The sequence below is a fragment of the Aeromonas dhakensis genome (assembly GCF_002285935.1).
In the GTDB taxonomy this organism is placed as follows: Bacteria; Pseudomonadota; Gammaproteobacteria; order Enterobacterales; family Aeromonadaceae; genus Aeromonas; species Aeromonas dhakensis.
Genome location: NZ_CP023141.1, coordinates 1,922,195 through 1,940,628 on the forward strand (window position 1 = coordinate 1,922,195; position 18,434 = coordinate 1,940,628).

At 63.4% G+C, this 18,434-nt stretch carries 17 protein-coding genes; 1 reads left to right on the plus strand and 16 read right to left on the minus strand.

Going from position 1 to position 18,434, the window contains the following annotated elements; genetic code table 11:
* Window positions 1-243 precede the first annotated feature (243 nt).
* The 14 genes from lipA to leuS form a co-directional block, all read right to left on the minus strand.
* Window positions 244-1,230, minus strand: coding sequence for a lipoyl synthase (gene lipA / locus CK627_RS09425; protein WP_095592189.1), 987 nt, complete (start codon window positions 1,228-1,230; stop codon window positions 244-246).
* The gene (lipB, locus tag CK627_RS09430; RefSeq protein WP_095592190.1) at window positions 1,227-1,919 is read right to left on the minus strand and encodes a lipoyl(octanoyl) transferase LipB; all 693 of its coding nucleotides are present in this window, start codon (window positions 1,917-1,919) and stop codon (window positions 1,227-1,229) included. Before lipB ends, lipA begins: the two co-directional genes overlap by 4 nt.
* Before the next feature lie 95 nt (window positions 1,920-2,014).
* On the minus strand, window positions 2,015-2,278 hold the full coding sequence (ybeD, locus tag CK627_RS09435) for a DUF493 family protein YbeD (protein WP_005298227.1): 264 nt from the start codon (window positions 2,276-2,278) through the stop codon (window positions 2,015-2,017).
* 294 nt (window positions 2,279-2,572) lie between these two features.
* Window positions 2,573-3,769, minus strand: coding sequence for a D-alanyl-D-alanine carboxypeptidase family protein (locus CK627_RS09440; protein ID WP_005298230.1), 1,197 nt, complete (start codon window positions 3,767-3,769; stop codon window positions 2,573-2,575).
* A 194-nt stretch (window positions 3,770-3,963) separates the two neighbouring features.
* Entirely contained in the window at window positions 3,964-4,929 is a 966-nt protein-coding gene (locus CK627_RS09445) for a septal ring lytic transglycosylase RlpA family protein (protein WP_095592191.1), read from the minus strand.
* Window positions 4,871-5,869, minus strand: coding sequence for a lytic murein transglycosylase B (mltB, locus tag CK627_RS09450; protein WP_095592192.1), 999 nt, complete (start codon window positions 5,867-5,869; stop codon window positions 4,871-4,873). The genes CK627_RS09445 and mltB overlap by 59 nt, the downstream gene beginning before the upstream one ends.
* Window positions 5,869-6,972: a rod shape-determining protein RodA gene (gene rodA, locus CK627_RS09455; protein ID WP_005298235.1), complete on the minus strand. Its 1,104-nt coding sequence runs from the start codon at window positions 6,970-6,972 to the stop codon at window positions 5,869-5,871. The genes mltB and rodA overlap by 1 nt, the downstream gene beginning before the upstream one ends.
* The gene (gene mrdA, locus CK627_RS09460; protein ID WP_095592194.1) at window positions 6,965-8,881 is read right to left on the minus strand and encodes a penicillin-binding protein 2; all 1,917 of its coding nucleotides are present in this window, start codon (window positions 8,879-8,881) and stop codon (window positions 6,965-6,967) included. Before mrdA ends, rodA begins: the two co-directional genes overlap by 8 nt.
* 156 nt (window positions 8,882-9,037) lie before the next feature.
* Window positions 9,038-9,505, minus strand: coding sequence for a 23S rRNA (pseudouridine(1915)-N(3))-methyltransferase RlmH (gene rlmH / locus CK627_RS09465; RefSeq protein WP_005298242.1), 468 nt, complete (start codon window positions 9,503-9,505; stop codon window positions 9,038-9,040).
* A 22-nt stretch (window positions 9,506-9,527) separates the two neighbouring features.
* Window positions 9,528-9,869, minus strand: coding sequence for a ribosome silencing factor (gene rsfS / locus CK627_RS09470; protein WP_005298244.1), 342 nt, complete (start codon window positions 9,867-9,869; stop codon window positions 9,528-9,530).
* 184 nt (window positions 9,870-10,053) lie between these two features.
* Window positions 10,054-10,698 carry a nicotinate-nucleotide adenylyltransferase gene (nadD, locus tag CK627_RS09475; RefSeq protein WP_095593473.1) on the minus strand — a complete coding sequence of 215 codons (645 nt, stop codon included), beginning with the start codon at window positions 10,696-10,698 and terminating at the stop codon, window positions 10,054-10,056.
* Window positions 10,699-10,739: 41 nt separating this feature from the next.
* Window positions 10,740-11,771, minus strand: a complete 1,032-nt coding sequence (gene holA, locus CK627_RS09480) for a DNA polymerase III subunit delta (RefSeq protein WP_095592195.1) — start codon at window positions 11,769-11,771, stop codon at window positions 10,740-10,742.
* A gap of 27 nt (window positions 11,772-11,798) precedes the next feature.
* Window positions 11,799-12,281, minus strand: a complete 483-nt coding sequence (locus CK627_RS09485) for an LPS-assembly lipoprotein LptE (RefSeq protein ID WP_005298250.1) — start codon at window positions 12,279-12,281, stop codon at window positions 11,799-11,801.
* A 148-nt stretch (window positions 12,282-12,429) separates the two neighbouring features.
* The gene (gene leuS / locus CK627_RS09490) at window positions 12,430-15,009 is read right to left on the minus strand and encodes a leucine--tRNA ligase (protein ID WP_095592196.1); all 2,580 of its coding nucleotides are present in this window, start codon (window positions 15,007-15,009) and stop codon (window positions 12,430-12,432) included.
* 145 nt (window positions 15,010-15,154) lie between these two features.
* On the opposite strand from leuS, the gene CK627_RS09495 reads away from it, so the two are divergent.
* On the plus strand, window positions 15,155-15,643 hold the full coding sequence (locus CK627_RS09495) for a zinc ribbon-containing protein (RefSeq protein WP_095592197.1): 489 nt from the start codon (window positions 15,155-15,157) through the stop codon (window positions 15,641-15,643).
* Between the two features lie 87 nt (window positions 15,644-15,730).
* On the opposite strand, the gene lnt is transcribed toward CK627_RS09495, so the two are convergent.
* Together lnt and corC are read right to left on the minus strand one after the other, a co-directional pair.
* Window positions 15,731-17,227 carry an apolipoprotein N-acyltransferase gene (gene lnt, locus CK627_RS09500; protein WP_437339685.1) on the minus strand — a complete coding sequence of 499 codons (1,497 nt, stop codon included), beginning with the start codon at window positions 17,225-17,227 and terminating at the stop codon, window positions 15,731-15,733.
* Between the two features lie 256 nt (window positions 17,228-17,483).
* On the minus strand, window positions 17,484-18,368 hold the full coding sequence (gene corC / locus CK627_RS09505; protein WP_005298259.1) for a CNNM family magnesium/cobalt transport protein CorC: 885 nt from the start codon (window positions 18,366-18,368) through the stop codon (window positions 17,484-17,486).
* Window positions 18,369-18,434 lie beyond the last annotated feature (66 nt).

Consider the following 18,434-nt stretch of genomic DNA (forward strand, 5'->3'; position numbering starts at 1 on the left):
TATCGCCCGGACCGAGGCGGGATCGGTATCGGAGAGGGAGGAGGAAGTCCTAAGCGGACTGAGCAGGACCTGGATGGCCGGTTCGGAGGGAACGTAGGGATTTCTTTCTACGCCTCCGAACCAGTCTATGCGCCAGAAACGGCCATCCGAGGGGAACTCCCTGATCCTTGGAATCCTCGTGATGGCCATGGTCGTCAGTCCTGGCGGTACATTAATGCGTTGTCGGGTACAAAATAGTTATGTTCAGTCCTTTTTAATTTTGTAACCCACAACCTCTTCCCCCTTGGCTTGCAGATCCGCGTGGTAGGAGGATCGCACGAAGGGGCCGCAGGCGGCGTGGCTGAAGCCGAGCTCCATGGCCACGTCCTTGAGCTCGTCGAACTCTGCGGGCGGCACGTAGCGCTTCACCGGCAGGTGGTGGCGGCTCGGCTGCAGGTACTGACCCAGGGTCAGCATGTTGACGCCGTGCTCGCGCAGGTCCTTGAGCACCTGGACTATCTCTTCATTGGTTTCGCCCAGACCCATCATGACGCCGGATTTGGTCGGCACATGGGGGTGCATCTCCTTGATACGGCGCAGCAGCTCCAGCGACCACTTGTAGTCGGCACCCGGGCGGGCGACCCGGTACATGCGCGGGGCGGTTTCCAGGTTGTGGTTGAAGACGTCAGGCGGGGTCTCGCGGAACACCTCGAGGGCCTGCTCCATCCGGCCGCGGAAGTCCGGGGTCAGGATCTCGATGCGGGTCTGCGGGCTGTGCTCGCGGATCTGCTTGATGCAGTCGGCGAAGTGCTGGGCACCGCCGTCGCGCAGATCGTCGCGGTCCACCGAGGTGATCACCACGTATTTCAGCCCCATCTCCTTGATGGTCAGCGCCAGCTTCTTCGGCTCTTCCGGGTCGAGCGCCAGCGGGCGGCCGTGGGCCACGTCGCAGAAGGGGCAACGACGGGTGCAGATGGCGCCCATGATCATGAAGGTGGCGGTGCCGTGGTTGAAGCACTCCGCCAGGTTGGGGCAGGAGGCTTCCTCACACACCGAGTGCAGCTTGTTCTTGCGCAGGGTGCTCTTGATGTGCTCGATCTTCTGGCTCGACGGTGGCAGCTTGATCCGCATCCAGTCAGGCTTGCGCAGCACTTCCTCGTTGGGATCCGGCATGAATTTCACCGGGATCAGGGCCATCTTGTCGCCATCGCGCAGCTTGACGCCCGGCTCCATACGAACGGGTTTGCTCATGATTCACTCTCGGTGTTTGTTATTGTTTGATAACCAATCAGGCGGGCCAGTTCGGCCACCAGGATGGATTGCGCCTCGGCCACGCTCTGCGGGCCGCCCAGGGCGCTGGTCTGGGTCATGGCCATGCCCGCATAGCCGCACGGGTTGATGCGCAGAAAGGGGGTCATGTCCATGTTGATGTTGAGGGCCAGCCCGTGGAACGAGCACCCCTTGCGAATGCGCAGGCCAAGGGAGGCCAGTTTGGCCTCCATGCCGAGCTCGTTCTTCACGTAGACCCCGGGGGCATCGGCCTTGGCATAGGCGCTGATGTCGCTGTGGGCCAGGGTATTGATGATGGCGGTCTCCAGGCAGGTCACCAGCTCACGTACCGTCAGCTTGCTGCGGCGCACGTCCACCAGCACGTAGAGCACCAGCTGGCCCGGGCCGTGATAGGTCACCTGACCGCCGCGATCGCTCTGCACCACCGGGATGTCGCCGGGGGCGAGCAGATGTTCGGCCTTGCCGGCCTGCCCCTGGGTGTAGACGGGGTCATGCTCCACCACCCAGAACTCGTCCGGGGTGTCGGGGGTGCGGCTGTCGGTGAAGGCCTTCATGGCATCCCATACCGGCTGGTAGGGACGACGGCCCAGCTGTCTCACCAGCAGCTGGCTGGCGGACTGTAATGACTCGGCGGGAGTTTGGGGTGACATCTTTCCTCACTGACAGGCGCTTGGGTCGGCCGGCACGGCGCTGGTCGCCGGCGGCAAATAATCAGTCGCCCCGGTGGCGGGGCGAAAGAGGCGACTTACAGGACGTAGCGAACCAGTTCTATGTTGCCGAGGGCGGTATACATGGCTTCGATATGTTCCTTGCTCTGGGCAGTCACAGTGACCCGGACCGAGTGGTAGTTGCCCTTGGAGCTGGGCTGGACGGTCGGGCTGTAGGTGCCGGGGGCGTGCTGCTGCAGCACTTCCACCACCATGTCCGGCAGGGCCGGGTCGGCAACGCCGAGCACCTTGAACGGGAACTTGCAGGGGAACTCCAGCAGTTCATCAAACTTGGTATTCATTTACTCACCTTTTGCGGTCGTCGCGAGACGACTTTCTTGCTTGTGGCTAATGGCCGTTGGCCCCTCGGGGCCGCCATGCCCCCGTCTGTGCGGGGCACTGCTCAAGTGTATATGGGCATTGCCCGGGCCGGGATCAAGGCCGGACCGGCAGACAAGGGATGGAGGTGCTGCTTTTTACCACAAATCGTCAGTCGGCGGAACCTGCAGTTTACAGGGTTATTGACTGGCCCGACCCCAAAAAGACAGCAGCGGCGCCTGTTGGCGCCGCTGTTTGGTCGGGATCCTGCGTGTGGATTACTTGAACCAGCTGGAGACCAGCATCACCAGGTAGTCCCACAGACGGCTCATCAGGCCACCCTCTTGCACCTCTTCCAGGGCGACCAGCGGTACCTGCTTGATCTCCTTGTCCCCTTGCTTGAGGAACACGGTGCCGACCCGTTGACCCTTGGCCAGCGGTGCCTTCAGCTCGCTCTCCAGCTGGAAGTCCGCCTTGAGGTTGTTGCCCTGGCCACGGGTGACCAGCACGGAGACGTCCTTGTCGACGCCCAGCTTCACTTCCGGCTTGTCGCCCATCCAGATCTTCTGGGTCACCAGCTCGGTGCCGGCCTTGTAGGGGGTCAGGCTCTGGAAGAAGCGGAAACCGTAGGTGAGCAGCTTCTTGCTCTCGGCGGCGCGGGAGGCTTCGCTGCTGGCGCCCAGTACCACGGCGATCAGGCGCATGCCTTCGTTGTTGGTGGCGGAGGAGACCAGGTTGTAGCCGACCTGGCTGACGTGGCCGGTCTTGATGCCATCAACCTGCAGGGACTGGTCCCACAGCAGGCGGTTGCGGTTGTGCTGGGTGATGCCGTTGAACACGAAGGATTTCTGGGCGTAGATCTTGTACTCCTCCGGCAGGTCGCGGATCAGGGCCTGGCCCAGGCGCGCCATGTCGTGAGCGGTACTGTAGTGACCTTCCGCATCCAGACCGTGCGGGTTCATGAAGTGGCTGTCGTTCATGCCGAGCTTGGCGGCCCAGCTGTTCATCAGACTGGCGAAGGAGTCGGTGCTGCCCGCCAGGAATTCGGCCATGGCGACGCAGGCGTCGTTGCCGGACTGGATGATGATGCCCTTGTTGAGATCATCGACGGAGACCTGCTTGCCCACCTCGATGAACATCTTGGAGGAGTCGGAGTAGTTTTTGGACCAGGCGTTCTGGCTGATGGTCACCATGTCGGTGCGCTTGATGTTCCCCTTCAGCAGCTCCTGGCCGATGATGTAGGAGGTCATCATCTTGGTCAGACTGGCGGGCGGCAGACGCTCTTCGGCGTTCTGCTCGGCCAGTACCTGACCGGAGTAGTAGTCGATCAGGATGTGGGCCTTGGCGGAGATCTCCGGCGCGGCGGGAACCACCACGGGGTTGGCGTTCGGCGTCGGGGTCGGTACAGGCGTGTTGGCCTGGGCGGTGGCGCTTATCAGGGAGGCCAGAATAACTGAACGGGCAAATTTGGACATCTTGAAATTCCTGGTGCCTGGTTGGGGTAACCCAAGTTAAAAATGCGGGCTTCACTATACCAGAAGCGACCGTCGGTCAAAGCCCGACGTGCCATCTGGTCTGGTTTTTTCTCCGTCCGTTGCCGCCATCACGCCGGGAAACGACGTGATGGCGGGCCACAGAGGGCGGTTCGGTCAGCTTGAGCCTGAGACGCTCAGGGGACGATGAAGGCTTGCTCCAGCCCCCCCTGGCGTACTTTCTCCAGGGTGGCGGCCTGCTGGTCGGCAGGCACGGGGCCGATCAGCACCCGGAAGATGGCACCATGGGCGTCCACCCGATAGGGCAGGCCGTGACGCTGGGTCATCACCTTGCCCATCGCCTCCGCCCGTGCCTGCGAGCCGCTGGCCAGCACCTGGATCATCTTGCCCTCGCCGCTGCTGGCGGGCGCCGCCGTCTTGGCCGCTGCCGGTTTGGCGGGTTTGGTGACCGGCGCCTTGACGGGGGCCTGTTCGGCGGCGGCCGGCGTGGCCATGGCCAGCTCGGTGGGCTGGTCGACGAAGCCGTCCTGAGCGACGGGGGCCGCGGCGGCCGGTGTGGTCGGCGTCATCTCGATGGGCTTCATGGGGGCCATGAGCACCATCTGATCCGGAGTGTCGTTGATGAGCTCGAGCCGTACCCGCGCCTCACCCCCTTCCACCATCCCCAGCTGCGTGGCGGCGGCATGGGAGAGGTCGATCAGCCGATCGCTGCCGAAGGGGCCGCGATCGTTGACCCGCACTATGGTCTCCTGCCCGTTGTCCAGGTTGGTGACCCGCACATAGCTTGGCAGCGGCAGGTTGCGGTGGGCGGCGCTGAACAGCTTGCTGTCCTGCACGTCGCCGTTGGCGGTCTTCTGGCCGTCCAGATCCTGGGAGAGCCAGCTGGCGGTCCCCTCTTCGCTGTAATGCTTGATGTCGCGCCACACCTCGTTCTTCTGCTTGCCAATCCAGTAGTCACGGTTGCCGCTGGCGCTCAGGGGCTCGGGACGCGGGATGGCGCCGGTGGCCTGCGGGATCTCGATGACCTGGGGTTTTTCCGGCTGGACCGGTTCGGGAGGCGGGGGAAGCTGTTCCGGCTGGCTGCTACAGGCGGCCAGCAACAAGGTCAGGCTGAGCGGGAGAAGTTTGTGGCTGTAATGCATACGCGTCCTGGATTGCTTGACTGAGTTGATGCACCGCCATCGCATAGAGCGGGCTGCGGTTATAGCGGGTGATCACGTAAAAATTGTGGCGCGCGACCCAGTATTCCGGTCCATCGGCCTGTTCCAATGCCAGCAGTTTCACCGGCGTGTCGGGTGCCAGCGGGGTGGCGAGTTCAATGCCCGCGGCGGCCAGCTCGGCCCAGGTCTGGGTCAGCTCGGGGGCAGGCCCCAGCAGGGTACCCACTGGCGCCAGTCCGATCAAGGCGGGTTCGACCGCCGACTCCCCCCAGCGCCACTGATGCTCGGCAAAATAGTTGGCGACGCTGCCGATGGCATCCACCGGATTGGCGAACAGATCGCGCTTGCCGTCGCCGTCGAAGTCGACCGCGTAGTGGCGATAGCTGGAGGGCATGAACTGACCCATCCCCATGGCACCGGCATAGGAGCCCTTGAGAAGGGTGAGCGGCCACTTCTCTTCCCGGGCAAGCAGCACCAGCTGGGCAAACTCCTTGGCGAAGAAGTCGGCCCGCTCGGGGTAGTGGAAGCCCAGGGTGTAGAGGCTGTCGAGTACCGGATGACGGCCCATCTGGCGGCCGTAGAAGGTCTCGATGCCGATGATGGCGACGATGAGGGAGGCCGGCACCTGATAGGTCTGCTCGGCCCGCTCCAGGGTGGCGGCGTGGCGTTGCCAGAAGCCGACCCCGTCCCGGATCCGCTCCGGGGTGATGAACAGCGGCCGGTAGCGATGCCAGGGTTTGGCCTCCCAGGGGCGGCTGATGGTGTCGAGCACCTCCTGGCGCAGGCTGGCCTGGGCGGTGGCGGCCTGCAACTCGGCCAGCGGCACCTGCTGCTGCTCGGCGAGCCGGGCGAGCCCGGGGGGCTCGACGGCCGCCGCTGCGGCCTGGGCAACGAGCGAGAGCAGCACACCGGCCAGTCGCATCAGGCCAGCAGCCTTCTGTGAGTCTGGATGGACATCAGGATGCCGAAGCCGGCCATCAGGGTCACCATGGAGGTGCCGCCGTAGCTCACCAGCGGCAGGGGCACGCCGACCACCGGAAGGATGCCGCTCACCATCCCCATGTTGACGAACACGTAGACGAAGAAGGTCAGGGTCAGGGCACCGCCCAGCAGACGTTCGAAGCTGTTCTGGGCCTGCATGGAGATAAACAGGCAGCGGCTGATGATATAGAGGTAGATCACCAGCAGGAGGGCGACCCCCACCAGACCGAACTCCTCGCTGAACACCGCGAAGATAAAGTCGGTATGCCGTTCTGGTAAAAACTCCAGCTGGGACTGGGTGCCCTGCAGCCAGCCCTTGCCGAACACGCCGCCGGAGCCGATGGCGATCTTGGACTGGATGATGTGGTAGCCGCGGCCGAGCGGGTCCTTCTCCGGGTCCAGCAACATCAATACCCGCTGGCGCTGGTAGTCGTGCATCAGGAAGAACCAGAGCACCGGCATGAAGGCGCAGATGAGCAGCACCGCGAGGCCGATCAGCCACCAGCTGATCCCCGCCAGGAAGATGACGAAGAAGCCGGAGGCGGCTACCAGGATGGAGGTGCCAAGGTCGGGCTGGGCCGCGATCAGCAGGGTGGGCAGCAGCACCATGATGAGGCTCAGCACCAGGTGGCTGAACTTGGGCGGCAGCGAATGGCGGCTGAGCCAGGCGGCCACCATGATGGGCATGGAGAGCTTCATCACCTCGGAGGGCTGGAACTTCATGAAACCGAGGTCCAGCCAGCGCTGAGCCCCCTTGCCGATGTGGCCGAACACGTCCACCGCGATGAGCAGCAGCACCACCACTGCGAACAGGGGCACCGACCAGCGGGCATAGAGGGAGGGTGGCAGCTGGGCCATGCCGATCATCAGGGCGAACGCCAGTCCGCCACGCACCAGCTGGCGCACGATGGAGTCGACGTCCTGACCGGAGGCGGAGTAGAGCACCACCATGGAGAGGGACATCAGGGTCAGCAGGCCGAGCAGCAGCGGCAAGTCGATGTGCAGCTTGTACCAGATGCTCTGCTGGCGAGCGGAGTTACTCATGAGGAGCGACCTCTTCAGATTGGGGCTTCTTGGCCGGTGCCGGCGGCAGCTGGGGCTCCGGCGGCAGCAGATAGGCATCCAGCATGTTGCGGGCGACCGGCGCCGCCATGGCGCTGCCGCCCCCGGCGTTCTCCAGCACCAGGGCGACCACCGCCTTGGGTGCTTCGAACGGGGCGAACGAGACGAACAGGGCGTTGTCGCGATGCTCCACCTTGGTGGTGGCCGCGTTGTAGACCTGGTTCTCCTTGAGGCCCACCACCTGGGCGGTACCGGACTTGCCTGCCGCCTTGTAGGGGGTGTTGGCAAAGGCACGCCGGCCGGTCCCTTCGTGGCCGTTGATGACCCGCCACATGCCGTCCTTGGCCACCTGCCAGTAGCTGTCGCTCTTGGTCTGGATGGCCATGTTGGGGTTGATGGGGGCGTTGACCACGCCATCGATGGAGGCGGTGCTCTTGAGCAGGTGCGGCGTCACGTCGTGGCCGTTCTGGGTCAGGATGCTGATGGCCTTGGCCAGCTGGATTGGGGTGGCGCTCCAGTAGCCCTGGCCGATACCGATGGAGATGGTGTCACCCTGATACCAGGGCTGGCGCCAGCGGGCCATCTTCCAGTCGCGGGACGGCATGACCCCCTTGGTCTCTTCGTAGATGTCGACACCGCTGTACTGACCGAAGCCGAACCTGGTCATGTAGCTGTTGATCTTGTCGATGCCGACCCGGTAGGCGAGATCGTAGAAGTAGGTATCCGCCGACACCTCGATGGCGCGATAGACGTCGAGCCAGCCGTGGCCCCAGCGGCGCCAGTCGCGAAACTTCTTGGTGGTGCCCGGGATGGAGAAGCTGGGGCCGCCGAAGTAGCGGTAGTTGGGGGTGATGGCCCCCTCGTTGAGCCCCATCACCGCCATCATGGGCTTGACGGTGGAGGCGGGGGCATAGATGCCCTGGGTGGTGCGGTTCACCAGCGGCCGGGCCGGATCGTTGAGTAGCGCCGAGTAGTTGGCGCTGGAGATGCCGGTCACGAACAGGTTGGGGTCATAGCTCGGGCTCGACTCCATGGCCAGGAGGGCACCGGTATTGGGATCCATCATCACGATGGCGCCGCGGCGGCCGGCCAGCAGCTGCTGGGCCTTGAGCTGCAGGCGGATGTCGATGTTGAGGTAGATGTCCTTGCCGGGCTCGGGCGGCTGGAATTTCAGGGTGCGCACCACCCGGCCGCGGTTGTTCACCTCGACCTCCTGGTAGCCCGCCACGCCGTGCAGCTGATCCTCGTAGTACTTCTCCACCCCCTGCTTGCCGATGTCCTTGGTGGCGGCATAGTTGGCGAGCTTGTCCTCCTTGTCGAGGCGCTCCACGTCGCGGGTGTTGATCTTGGCCACGTAACCCAGCGCATGGGTCAGGGTGTCGCCAAACGGGTAGTAGCGCTTGAGGTAGGCCTCGATGCTGGCACCCGGGTAGTTGTGCTGGTTCACCGAGAAGAGGGCGACCTGATACTCGGTCAGCTTCTCGTACAGGGCGACCGGCTTGAAGCGGCGCTGGCGTTTCACCTCGGCCAGGAACTTCTCCTTTGTCCCCTCCGGCAGCTTCAGCAGGGCGATCAGCTCGTCGGCGGTCTTCTCCAGATCCTTGGTCTCTTCCGGCACGATCTCGAGGCTGTAGACAGGGCGGTTTTCCGCCAGCAGCACGCCGTTGGTGTCATAGATGAGGCCGCGCGGCGGTGCCACCGGCACGACGCGGATGCGGTTGTCGTTGGAACGGGTCTGGTAGGTGTCGTAAGACTCTACTTGCAGGTAGTAGAGATTGCCCAGCAGCACCAGCATCAGCACTATCATGCCAACGTAGGCGACCAGGGTTCGTCGGAAGAAGAGGCGACCCTCGGCGCTGTGGTCGCGCATTTCGATGCGAGTCTTCAGCATGCCGCTACCTTATGACTGTCGAGCAGGTGAGAAACGGGGTGCAGATGTGCATGCTCACGCTCTGTGATTCGGGTTTGAGAGGGGAATGCTTGGATGGTGCATGGCTCACTCTCTGTGATACGGGTATGTGAGGGTGATGCTGGAATAGCGCATGGTTCACTCTCTGTGATACGGATGATTGGTTGTGATGCTCCAGGCGCGATAGAGGCTCTCGGCCACCAGCACCCGCACCAGCGGATGGGGCAGAGTCAGCGGCGACAGCGACCAGCTCTGCTCGGCGGCAGCCTTGCATTCGGGGGAGAGCCCTTCCGGGCCACCCACCAGCAGGGCCACGTCGCGGCCATCGAGCTTCCAGGCTTCCAGTTGCACGGCCAGCTGCTCGGTAGTCCAGGGTTTGCCGGGGATGTCCAGGGTCACGATGCGCGAGCGGCCGGCGGCAGCCAGCATGGCTTCCCCCTCTTTTTGCAGAATGCGGGGAATGTCGGCATTTTTACCACGTTTTCCGGCGCCGATCTCGACAAGTTCGAATGGCATGTCTTTGGGGAAACGGCGGCGATACTCTTCGAAGCCATGCTCTACCCAGGCGGGCATCTTGGTGCCCACCGCAATCAACTGGATTTTCATCGGTCGTTACACTTGTGCTCGTTTATTGCGCATTCACCTGAGCGGTGTTGCTCCAGAGTTTTTCCAGCTGATAGAAATCGCGATGCTCATCCTGCATCACATGCACGATGACGGAGCCCAGATCCACCAGCACCCACTCGCCGGTGAGCTGGCCTTCCACGCTCAGCAGATCGAGCCCGGCATGGCGAGCTTCGCTGGCCAGATGGTGGGCGATGGCGCTGACGTGACGGCTGGAGTTGCCGGAGCAGATGATCATGGTGTCGGTGATGCTGGATTTGCCGCGCACATCGAGGGTGATGATGTCGCGGCCTTTCATGTCATCGATCTTGTCGACGATAAAGGCATGCAGTTCTTGGCCTTGCAATGAGTCTCTCCTGTATTCCGGCGCGCTTTCACGGCGTGAGGGCGGCGGATTATATCATGGTCACTCCCGTTTCCCAGTCCGGTGAAGGGGAGTGGAACAGGGGCCGTGCCCGCTCGGAAAACGGCCCCCTGTTGATCACTATAGTGCGCGATCCGCGCCGGACAACCACCCCGGCAAACCGGGTTCAGGCCGGTCGATAGAGCCCCTGCTGGCGGATGTACTCCGCCACCGATGGCGGCAGCAGATAGCGGGGATCCGCTCCCGCCGCCAAGCGCTCTCTGAGCCGGGTGGCCGACAGCTCGACGGGCAGGTTGTCCGCCAGCCAGATGCGGCCGTGGCGCAGCCGGTGCAGCTCCGCCACTTCGCGGGTCTGGTGGCGGGCCAGCAGCGCGGCCACTGCGGCCGGGTAATCCGGCTGCCAGCCGGGACGGGTGCTCACCACCAGGTGGGCGTAGTCGAGCAGCTCCTGCCAGCGGTGCCAGTTTGGCAGGCTCAGCAGGGAGTCCATCCCCATCAGAAAGCAGAGCGGGGTGTCCGGCAGCTCGCTCCTCAGCTCGATCAGCGTGTCGATGGTCCAGGAGGGGGTCTCGCGCTTGAGCTCCCGCTCATCCACCACGAAGCCCGGGTTTTCCGCCGCCGCCAGGGCAACCATGGCCAGACGCTGCTCGCTCGAGCAGAAGGGGCTGGCGCGGTGGGGCGGGATATGGTTCGGCAACAGACGTACTTCGGCCAGACCAATGGCGTCGCGGGCCTCGATGGCCGGGCGCAGATGGCCGATGTGGATGGGATCGAAGGTTCCCCCCAGGATGCCGATGGGCGGCTGCAGCATGGGCTCCCCGCCGGGGATGGCCGGGATGTCGACGGGCTGGATCATGCGTCAGATCCCGCCAGCGGCAAGGGGGTGCCATCGCGAAAACCGAGGGCGATGGTTTGCAGCATCAGCCAGGCCTGCTCGGTATCGAAGCGACGCTGGGCGTCGTCGAGGCGGGCCATCAGCTGCCACAACTGCTGCAGTTTGGCGAAGGGGAGCCGGGTCAGCGCCTGCTGAATAAGCTGCTGGCGGCTCTGCCAGATGCGCAGGCGGCTGAAATGCTCCACCAGGGGCTGACCGGCCCTGGCCGCCAGTGCCAGCTCGGTGAGCTGCTCCAGCTCGCGGCACAGGGTCCAGGCCAGCATGCCTGGCTCGGTGCCCTCGGCGCGCAGGGCCAGCAGGATGCGCTGGGCCCGGTTCACCTTCCCTTCCAGCAGGGTGTCGATGAGCTGGAACGGGGTGAAGTGGGCGTGGCGGATGATGGTCTCCTGCAGATAGGCGACGCTGATGGGCTGGGGCGGCGAGAGCAGGGTCAGCTTCTCTATCTCCTGGCTGGCGGCCAGCAGGTTGCCCTCGTAGGAGTGGCACATGAAGTTGACCGCATCCGGCAGCGCCTTGAGGCCGAAGCGCTGAAAGCGGGCGCTCATCCAGCGCGGGAAGAAGCGGGGCTCGGGGTGGTTGACCGGCACATAGGTGCCGCTCTGGCTCAGCTTGTCGAACCAGGCTGCCTTCATCTGGGTCTGGTTGAGACGATTGCCGCTCAGTACCAGCAGCAGGTCGGGGTGGAGCTGCTTGCCGATCTCGCTGATGCGGGCGGCCAACTCCTTGTCGACCTTGGCCGGCAGCTCCAGCTCGATGATCTGGCGGGCCGAGAACAGGCTCATGGCCTGGCAGGCATCGTAGACCTGATTCCAGTCCAGCCCCTGTTCCACCACGAAGCTGTGGCGCTCATCGAAGCCCTGTTTGCGCGCCACCTGGCGCACGGCGTCGATGGCCTCGAGCTTGAGCAAAGGCTCGTCCCCAAAAATGAGATAGCAGGGCTTGAGCCCTGCCTTGAGATGATCCGCAAACTGCTCGGGATAGACTCTCATCAACACACTCTCATCAGGATGGGCGCATCAGAATTTGACCTGACTGAGCTGGCGGATCACCAGGTTGGCGGCCTGCTCCTGCATCTCCTTGCCGAGCTGCTCCTGCTCGCGGGAGGAGGCGAGCGCCGCGTCCGGCTTGTTCAGGAAGCTGCGGTTGAAGGCGATGGGGAAGACCTGGGTCGGTTTGCCCGGCATGGAGACGGTGAACTGGGTGTTGTAGCCCAGCACGTACTCACGGGCCTGGCCGATGGAGTCGACGGAGGCGACCTGACTGGTGCTGCCGACGCCGGACAGGGTCAGCACCGGAATGCCCTCCTTGTCGGCGAGTTCGACGCCAGCGGCCTTGAGGCGGGTGGTGACCAGCCGGTAGAAGTCGCTCTTGTTGTCACCGACCACCTTCATGGTCATCAACTCGGGCGGGATGGCGGTGCCGCGCATCTGGAAGCCGCAGGCCTGCAGCAGCAGACCGGTCAGCAGGATGGCCATCCAGCGGGTGAGGGTGGTGCCCATAGAAAATCCTCTTTGCATGAAGTGAAGAGCGGCGGGCGCAGGGCCCGCCGTTATCATCCGTTTGCTGTGACCGCTTGGCAACCGCTCCGTTGGCGACGCAGTTGCGTCGACCCGAACCGGTCCCCGGTTGCCAGTAAGCGATATGGCATCAGTTGGCTACGATGTTGAGCAGCTTGCCCGGCACGTAGATCACCTTGCGCACGGTCAGACCGTCGGTGAACTTCTGGACCGAGGCATCGGCCATGGCCAGCTTCTCGACGTCGGCCTGGCTTATCTCGGCCGGCACGGTCAACTTGCCGCGCATCTTGCCGTTGATCTGCACCACTACCAGCTTCTCGGTCTCGACCATGGCGGCCTCGTCGGCCACCGGCCAGGCCGCGTGATCGATGTCGTCGCCCTTGCCCAGCATCTTCCACAGCTCGAAGCCGATGTGCGGGGTGATGGGGTAGAGCATGACCACCACCGCTTCCAGCGCTTCCTGCATCAGGGCGCGATCCTGAGCGTCGCTGCCCAGCTTGGCCAGGTTGTTCATCAGCTCCATGATGGCGGCGATGGCGGTGTTGAAGGTCTGACGGCGACCCACGTCGTCGCTCACCTTGGCGATGGTCTTGTGCAGCTCGCGGCGCACGGCTTTCTGGTCGCTGGTGAGGGCGGCCAGATCCAGAGCGGCAACGGCGCCACCGGAGACGTGCTCGAAGGTGATGCGCCACAGGCGGCGCAGGAAGCGCTGGGCACCCTCCACGCCGGAGTCGGACCACTCCAGGGTCATCTCGGCCGGGGAGGCGAACATCATGAACAGACGGACGGTATCGGCGCCGTAACGCTCCACCATCAGCTGCGGGTCGATGCCGTTGTTCTTGGACTTGGACATCTTGGTCATGCCGGAGTGCATCACTTCACGGCCTTCGAGGTCGACCGCCTTGGTGATGCGACCCTTGTCGTCGCGCTCAACCTTGACGTCGAGCGGGCTGACCCAGACGTTGCCGCCCTTCTCGTCCTTGTAGTAGAAGGCGTCAGCCAGCACCATGCCCTGGCAGAGCAGGCGCTTGAACGGTTCGTCGCTGTTCACCAGGCCCGCGTCACGCAGCAGCTTGTGGAAGAAGCGGGCGTAGAGCAGGTGCATACAGGCGTGTTCGATGCCGCCGATGTACTGGTCCACCGGCAGCCAGTGGTTGGCAGCAGCCGGATCCAGCATGCCCTTGTCGTAGTCCGGGGAGCAGTAGCGGGCGTAGTACCAGGAGGACTCCATAAAGGTGTCGAAGGTATCGGTCTCGCGGAACGCTTCCTGACCGTTGTAGGTGGTCTTGGCCCACTCGGCGTCGGCCTTGATCGGGCTCTGGATGCCATCCATCACCACGTCTTCCGGCAGCAGTACCGGCAGCTGATCTTCCGGGGTCGGCACCACGGTGCCGTCAGCCAGGGTCAGCATCGGGATGGGGGCGCCCCAGTAGCGCTGACGGGAGACACCCCAGTCGCGCAGACGGTAGTTGACGGTGCGCTTGCCGTGGCCCAGGGCTTCCAGCTTGTTGGCGATGGCATCGAAAGCACCCTGGAAGTCGAGGCCGTCGAACTCGCCAGAGTTGAACAGCACGCCCTTCTCGGCGTAGGCGGCTTCGATCACGTTCGGTGCTTCACCGTCGGCCTGCTTGATGACCGGCTTGATCTCGAGGCCGTACTTGGTGGCGAATTCGTGGTCACGCAGGTCGTGACCCGGTACTGCCATCACGGCGCCGGTGCCGTAGTTCATCAGCACGAAGTTGGCGACCCAGACCGGCACCTTGCGGCCATCCAGCGGGTGAATGGCGTAGAGGCCGGTGGCCATGCCCTTCTTCTCCATGGTGGCGAGCTCGGCTTCGGCCACCTTGGTGTTCTTGCACTCTTCGATAAAGGCGGCCAGCTCCGGATTGCTTTCGGCAGCCTGCAGCGCCAGCGGGTGACCGGCGGCGATGCCCACATAGGTCACGCCCATGAAGGTGTCCGGACGGGTGGTGTAGACCTCGAGATGCTCAGTTTGATCCTCGATGGCGAAGCTGATGTTGACCCCTTCGGAGCGGCCAATCCAGTTGCGCTGCATGGTCTTGACCATCTCAGGCCAGCCTTCGAGGTTGTCGATGTCGTTGAGCAGCTCTTCGGCGTAGTCGGTGATCTTGATGAACCACTGGGGGATCTCTTTCTGCTCCACCGGGGTGTCACAGCGCCAGCAGCAGTTGTCGACAACCTGCTCGTTGGCCAGCACCGTCATGTCGTTCGGGCACCAGTTGACGGAGGAGGTCTTCTTGTAGACCAGACCCTTCTCGTAGAGCTTGGTGAAGAACCACTGCTCCCAGCGGTAGTAGTCCGGCTTGCAGGTAGCCAGCTCGCGATCCCAGTCATAACCCAGACCCAGCATCTTCAGCTGGTTCTTCATGTATTCGATGTTTTCGTAGGTCCAGGGGGCCGGCGCCGTGTTGTTCTTGATGGCGGCGTTTTCCGCCGGCAGGCCGAAGGCGTCCCAACCGATGGGTTGCAGCACGTTCTTGCCATTGAGGCGTTGATAACGGGAGATCACATCACCTATGGTGTAGTTGCGAACGTGCCCCATGTGTAGACGACCAGACGGATAGGGGAACATGGAGAGGCAGTAGAACTTTTCCTTGTCTACTTTCTCCACCGCCTTGAAGGTTTTCTTGGCATCCCAGTGCTTTTGCACTGCTGGTTCTATGGATTGGGGAACGTATTGCTCTTGCATTGGTGACATCCGGATCTGTGAAATGGATAGATAAATCAGCTGGGAAATCGCAATAGAATACCCATATCCTGCGGCGGCAACAACCGCCAGCGTCCCTCGGGCCTTAAGCCGGGCTCGATCAGGGTTCAGTAGAGGAGTAACGGCCATGGACAAACGTCAAAAAGGGTACGAAGCCTTCATTGCCGAACTGCAGAAGCAGTGGCAAGAGACAGAACAGTTCCAGGGGGAGCGCCTCAACCGGATGATCGCCAAGGTACAGGCCTATCTGGAGGCGGCCGGGGATCTGACCCAGGACGAGCTGGCGCTGATCGCCGAGTATGTGAAGCGGGATCTGGGCAACTATGACGAGGGGCGCAAGGATGAGCAGGTGGAGGAGTCCGCCTTCATGCTGGCGCTCAAGGACACCGCCTGGTCCTGGCTGGCGGACGTGACCGACCGTACCCAGGTGGAGTGGCAGGAGCTGACGGACGAGCTGGAGCACAAGGGGGTCTACCGGGCCGGCGACTGGGTGGGGCTCGGGGTATTGGTGTGCGATCACTGCGAGTGGCGCCATACCGTGCTGCACCCGGAACAGCTAGGCACCTGCCCCGAGTGCGGGGCCGATGAATATCACCGTGAGCCGCTCTCTCCCTGAGCAGCCAGACAGTACCAAGCCATAAGCCAAGCCATAAAAAGAGGCGCCCAAGGGCGCCTCTCTCATTTACCGGGTTGTACGACTGGGTCAGCCCTTGCGCGCCCAGGGGTGGGCGCGGGGACGCAGCCACAGGGCCAGTGCCAGCAGGGCGGCGGCCAGACCGTACATGGGCCAGCTGCCAAAGCGCAGATAGGGGGTCTCGCCGTGGGCGGGACGCACCTCGGTGCGCAGCACGCCGGCCTCGAACTGCGGGATCTGGGCGATGATGCTGCCGTCGATCTCGGTGACTATGGTGATGCCGGTGTTGGTGTCGCGCAGCAGCGGGCGGGCCAGCTCGAGGGCGCGCATGCGGGCGATCTCCATGTGCTGCCAGGGGCCGATGCTGGTGCCGAACCAGGCGTCGTTGGAGACGGTCAGCAGGAAGTCGGTGTCCGGCTGCACGTTGCGGCGCACCTCGTCCGGGAAGATGATCTCGTAGCAGATGGCGGCGGCAAACTTGAGCCCCTTGGCGATCAGGTTCGGCTGTACCTCGTCCCCGCGGCTGAAGGAGGACATGGGCAGGTTGAAGAAGGGAGCGATGGGGCGCAGCAGATCTTCAAACGGCACGAACTCGCCGATGGGCAGCAGGTGATATTTGTAGTAGCGGTTTTTGTGCTGGTAGTAGTAGGACTCCTTGCCCTCCGCATCCTGCACCCCCATGCCGAGCACGGTGTTGAAGAAGCGCTGCTGCTCGAGATCGTAGTGGATGATCCCCGCCAGCAGGCCGGTATCGTTCACCTTCATCGCCTTGTCCAGGCTCTCCAGGTAGTTGCCCATCTCCTTCTCGATGGCCGGGATGGCGGATTCCGGCCAGACGATGATGTCGGCATCCTGATTCTCGCGGCTGAGATCCTGATACTTGCGCACCGTCGGCACCAGGGCCTCCGGATCCCACTTGAGGGACTGCTCGATGTTGCCCTGCACCAGCGCCACCTTGACCGGTTCACCGCGGGTCACCCAGTTGAGCTGCATCAGCCCCTGGGCGGCGCCCACCAGGGCCACCGGCACCAGCAGCCAGGCCGGTTTGCGGCTCTGCCACAGCAGCCAGAGGGCGGAGGCGGTCAGCAACAGCGCGAGGGTGATGCCCTGTACGCCGAGGATGGGGGCAAAGCCCTTGAGCGGGCCGTCGATCTGGCTGTAGCCAAACCAGAGCCAGGGGAAGCCGGTCATCACCCAGCCGCGCAGCCAGTCGGCCATCAGCCAGAGCGCCGGGAAGGCGAACAGCCAGCGGCTCCAGTGACGTTCGCGGAAGAAACGGGCAAACAGCCAGCAGGCCAGGGTCGGATAGAGCGCCAGATAGGCCGACAGACCGGCCAGCAGCACGAAGGCGACCGGCAGGGCGATGCCGCCGAACATGGTCATGCTGACGTGGATCCACCACAGCCCCGGCAAAAACAGCCCCATGGCGTAGCCAAAGCCGCGCCAGGCCGCCTGCTTGGGGGTGGCCTTGTCCAGCAGGGCGTAGAGGCCGAGCAGGGACGGGATCACCAGCGGCCAGTAGTTGAAGGGGGAGAAGGCCAGCACGGCGATGGCGCCAGAGGCCATGGCAAACAGGCTGGTCAGAAGTTTCGATTTTGCGGGCTGTAATTTCACGGGCGATGAGGCTCGGATTGGACTGCTATGGGTTGAATGGCCGGTATCTTAACCCGTAAAGGCGGTCAACGGCGAGCCTCCCGGCCGACGGCCAGAAGCGAGGGGATAAAAGGGTGATGACGGGCCCGGTAGCCGGTGGGAAACTGGGGGCATGTGACCAAACGAACAGCGCCTCGACGGGCGGGGCGCTGTTGATTCGAACCAGGGCTTATTGTGCCTCGGACTGGGCCGCGACATGGTTGTCGGGGATCTTCACCTGCAGCTGCTGCAGACGACGCTTGTCGGCATGCATCACCTTGAACAGGTAGCCGTCCAGCTCGATCTCCTCGCCCTTCTTGGGCAGGTGGCTGAAGGCGTGCATCACCAGACCGCCGACGGTATCCACCTCTTCATCGCTGAACTGGGTGCCGAAGAAGTCGTTGAAATCCTCGATCTCGGTGAGGGCGCTCACCGAGAAGACCCGTTTGCTGATGCGGCGGATCTCGTCCGGCTCGTCTTCGATGTCGTCGAATTCGTCGTCGATCTCGCCGACGATGAGCTCAAGGATGTCCTCGATGGTCACCAGACCGGAGACGCCGCCGAACTCGTCCACCACGATGGCCATGTGGTAGCGCTCTTCGCGAAACTCCTTGAGCAGCCGGTCGACCCGTTTGCTCTCGGGCACGATCACCGTGGGGCGCAGGATATTCTCCAGTTGCAGCGGTTCGCTGGCGTGGTGGCCGCCGAACCCGAACGGCAGCAGATCCTTGGCGAGCAAGATGCCCTCCACGTGATCCTTGTCCTCGTTGATCACCGGGAAGCGGGAGTGGCCCGACTCGATGATCACCGGCAGGATCTCGTCCACCGGCTGGGATTTCTCGATGGTCACCATCTGGGAGCGGGGGATCATGATGTCGCGCACGCGCAGCTCGGCAATTTCGAGCACCCCCTCGATCATGTCCTTGGTGTCCTGATCGATGAGATCGCGCTCTTCGGCGTCGGCTATCACTTCCACCAAATCGTTGCGGTCTTTTGGCTCGCCCTGGAAGAGTTGGCTGAGTTTGTCGAGCCAGGTTTTCTTCGGCGAGCCGGTACTAGGGTGATCGTCGGTCATTTTCTCTCTTGGTTACTCGTATGAACACACTTGAAATCGTTGTGGCTATATGAGGATGGGCATCGG

Excerpts from the sequence above, each read along its gene's own strand:
- lipA (WP_095592189.1), bottom strand. The coding sequence starts at position 1,230 with ATGAGCAAACCCGTTCGTATGGAGCCGGGCGTCAAGCTGCGCGATGGC.
- lipB (WP_095592190.1), bottom strand. The coding sequence starts at position 1,919 with ATGTCACCCCAAACTCCCGCCGAGTCATTACAGTCCGCCAGCCAGCTG.
- ybeD (WP_005298227.1), bottom strand. The coding sequence starts at position 2,278 with ATGAATACCAAGTTTGATGAACTGCTGGAGTTCCCCTGCAAGTTCCCG.
- CK627_RS09440 (WP_005298230.1), bottom strand. The coding sequence starts at position 3,769 with ATGTCCAAATTTGCCCGTTCAGTTATTCTGGCCTCCCTGATAAGCGCC.
- CK627_RS09445 (WP_095592191.1), bottom strand. The coding sequence starts at position 4,929 with ATGCATTACAGCCACAAACTTCTCCCGCTCAGCCTGACCTTGTTGCTG.
- mltB (WP_095592192.1), bottom strand. The coding sequence starts at position 5,869 with ATGCGACTGGCCGGTGTGCTGCTCTCGCTCGTTGCCCAGGCCGCAGCG.
- rodA (WP_005298235.1), bottom strand. The coding sequence starts at position 6,972 with ATGAGTAACTCCGCTCGCCAGCAGAGCATCTGGTACAAGCTGCACATC.
- mrdA (WP_095592194.1), bottom strand. The coding sequence starts at position 8,881 with ATGCTGAAGACTCGCATCGAAATGCGCGACCACAGCGCCGAGGGTCGC.
- rlmH (WP_005298242.1), bottom strand. The coding sequence starts at position 9,505 with ATGAAAATCCAGTTGATTGCGGTGGGCACCAAGATGCCCGCCTGGGTA.
- nadD (WP_095593473.1), bottom strand. The coding sequence starts at position 10,698 with ATGCTGCAGCCGCCCATCGGCATCCTGGGGGGAACCTTCGATCCCATC.
- holA (WP_095592195.1), bottom strand. The coding sequence starts at position 11,771 with ATGAGAGTCTATCCCGAGCAGTTTGCGGATCATCTCAAGGCAGGGCTC.
- CK627_RS09485 (WP_005298250.1), bottom strand. The coding sequence starts at position 12,281 with ATGGGCACCACCCTCACCCGCTGGATGGCCATCCTGCTGACCGGTCTG.
- leuS (WP_095592196.1), bottom strand. The coding sequence starts at position 15,009 with ATGCAAGAGCAATACGTTCCCCAATCCATAGAACCAGCAGTGCAAAAG.
- CK627_RS09495 (WP_095592197.1), top strand. The coding sequence starts at position 15,155 with ATGGACAAACGTCAAAAAGGGTACGAAGCCTTCATTGCCGAACTGCAG.
- lnt (WP_437339685.1), bottom strand. The coding sequence starts at position 17,227 with ATGGCCTCTGGCGCCATCGCCGTGCTGGCCTTCTCCCCCTTCAACTAC.
- corC (WP_005298259.1), bottom strand. The coding sequence starts at position 18,368 with ATGACCGACGATCACCCTAGTACCGGCTCGCCGAAGAAAACCTGGCTC.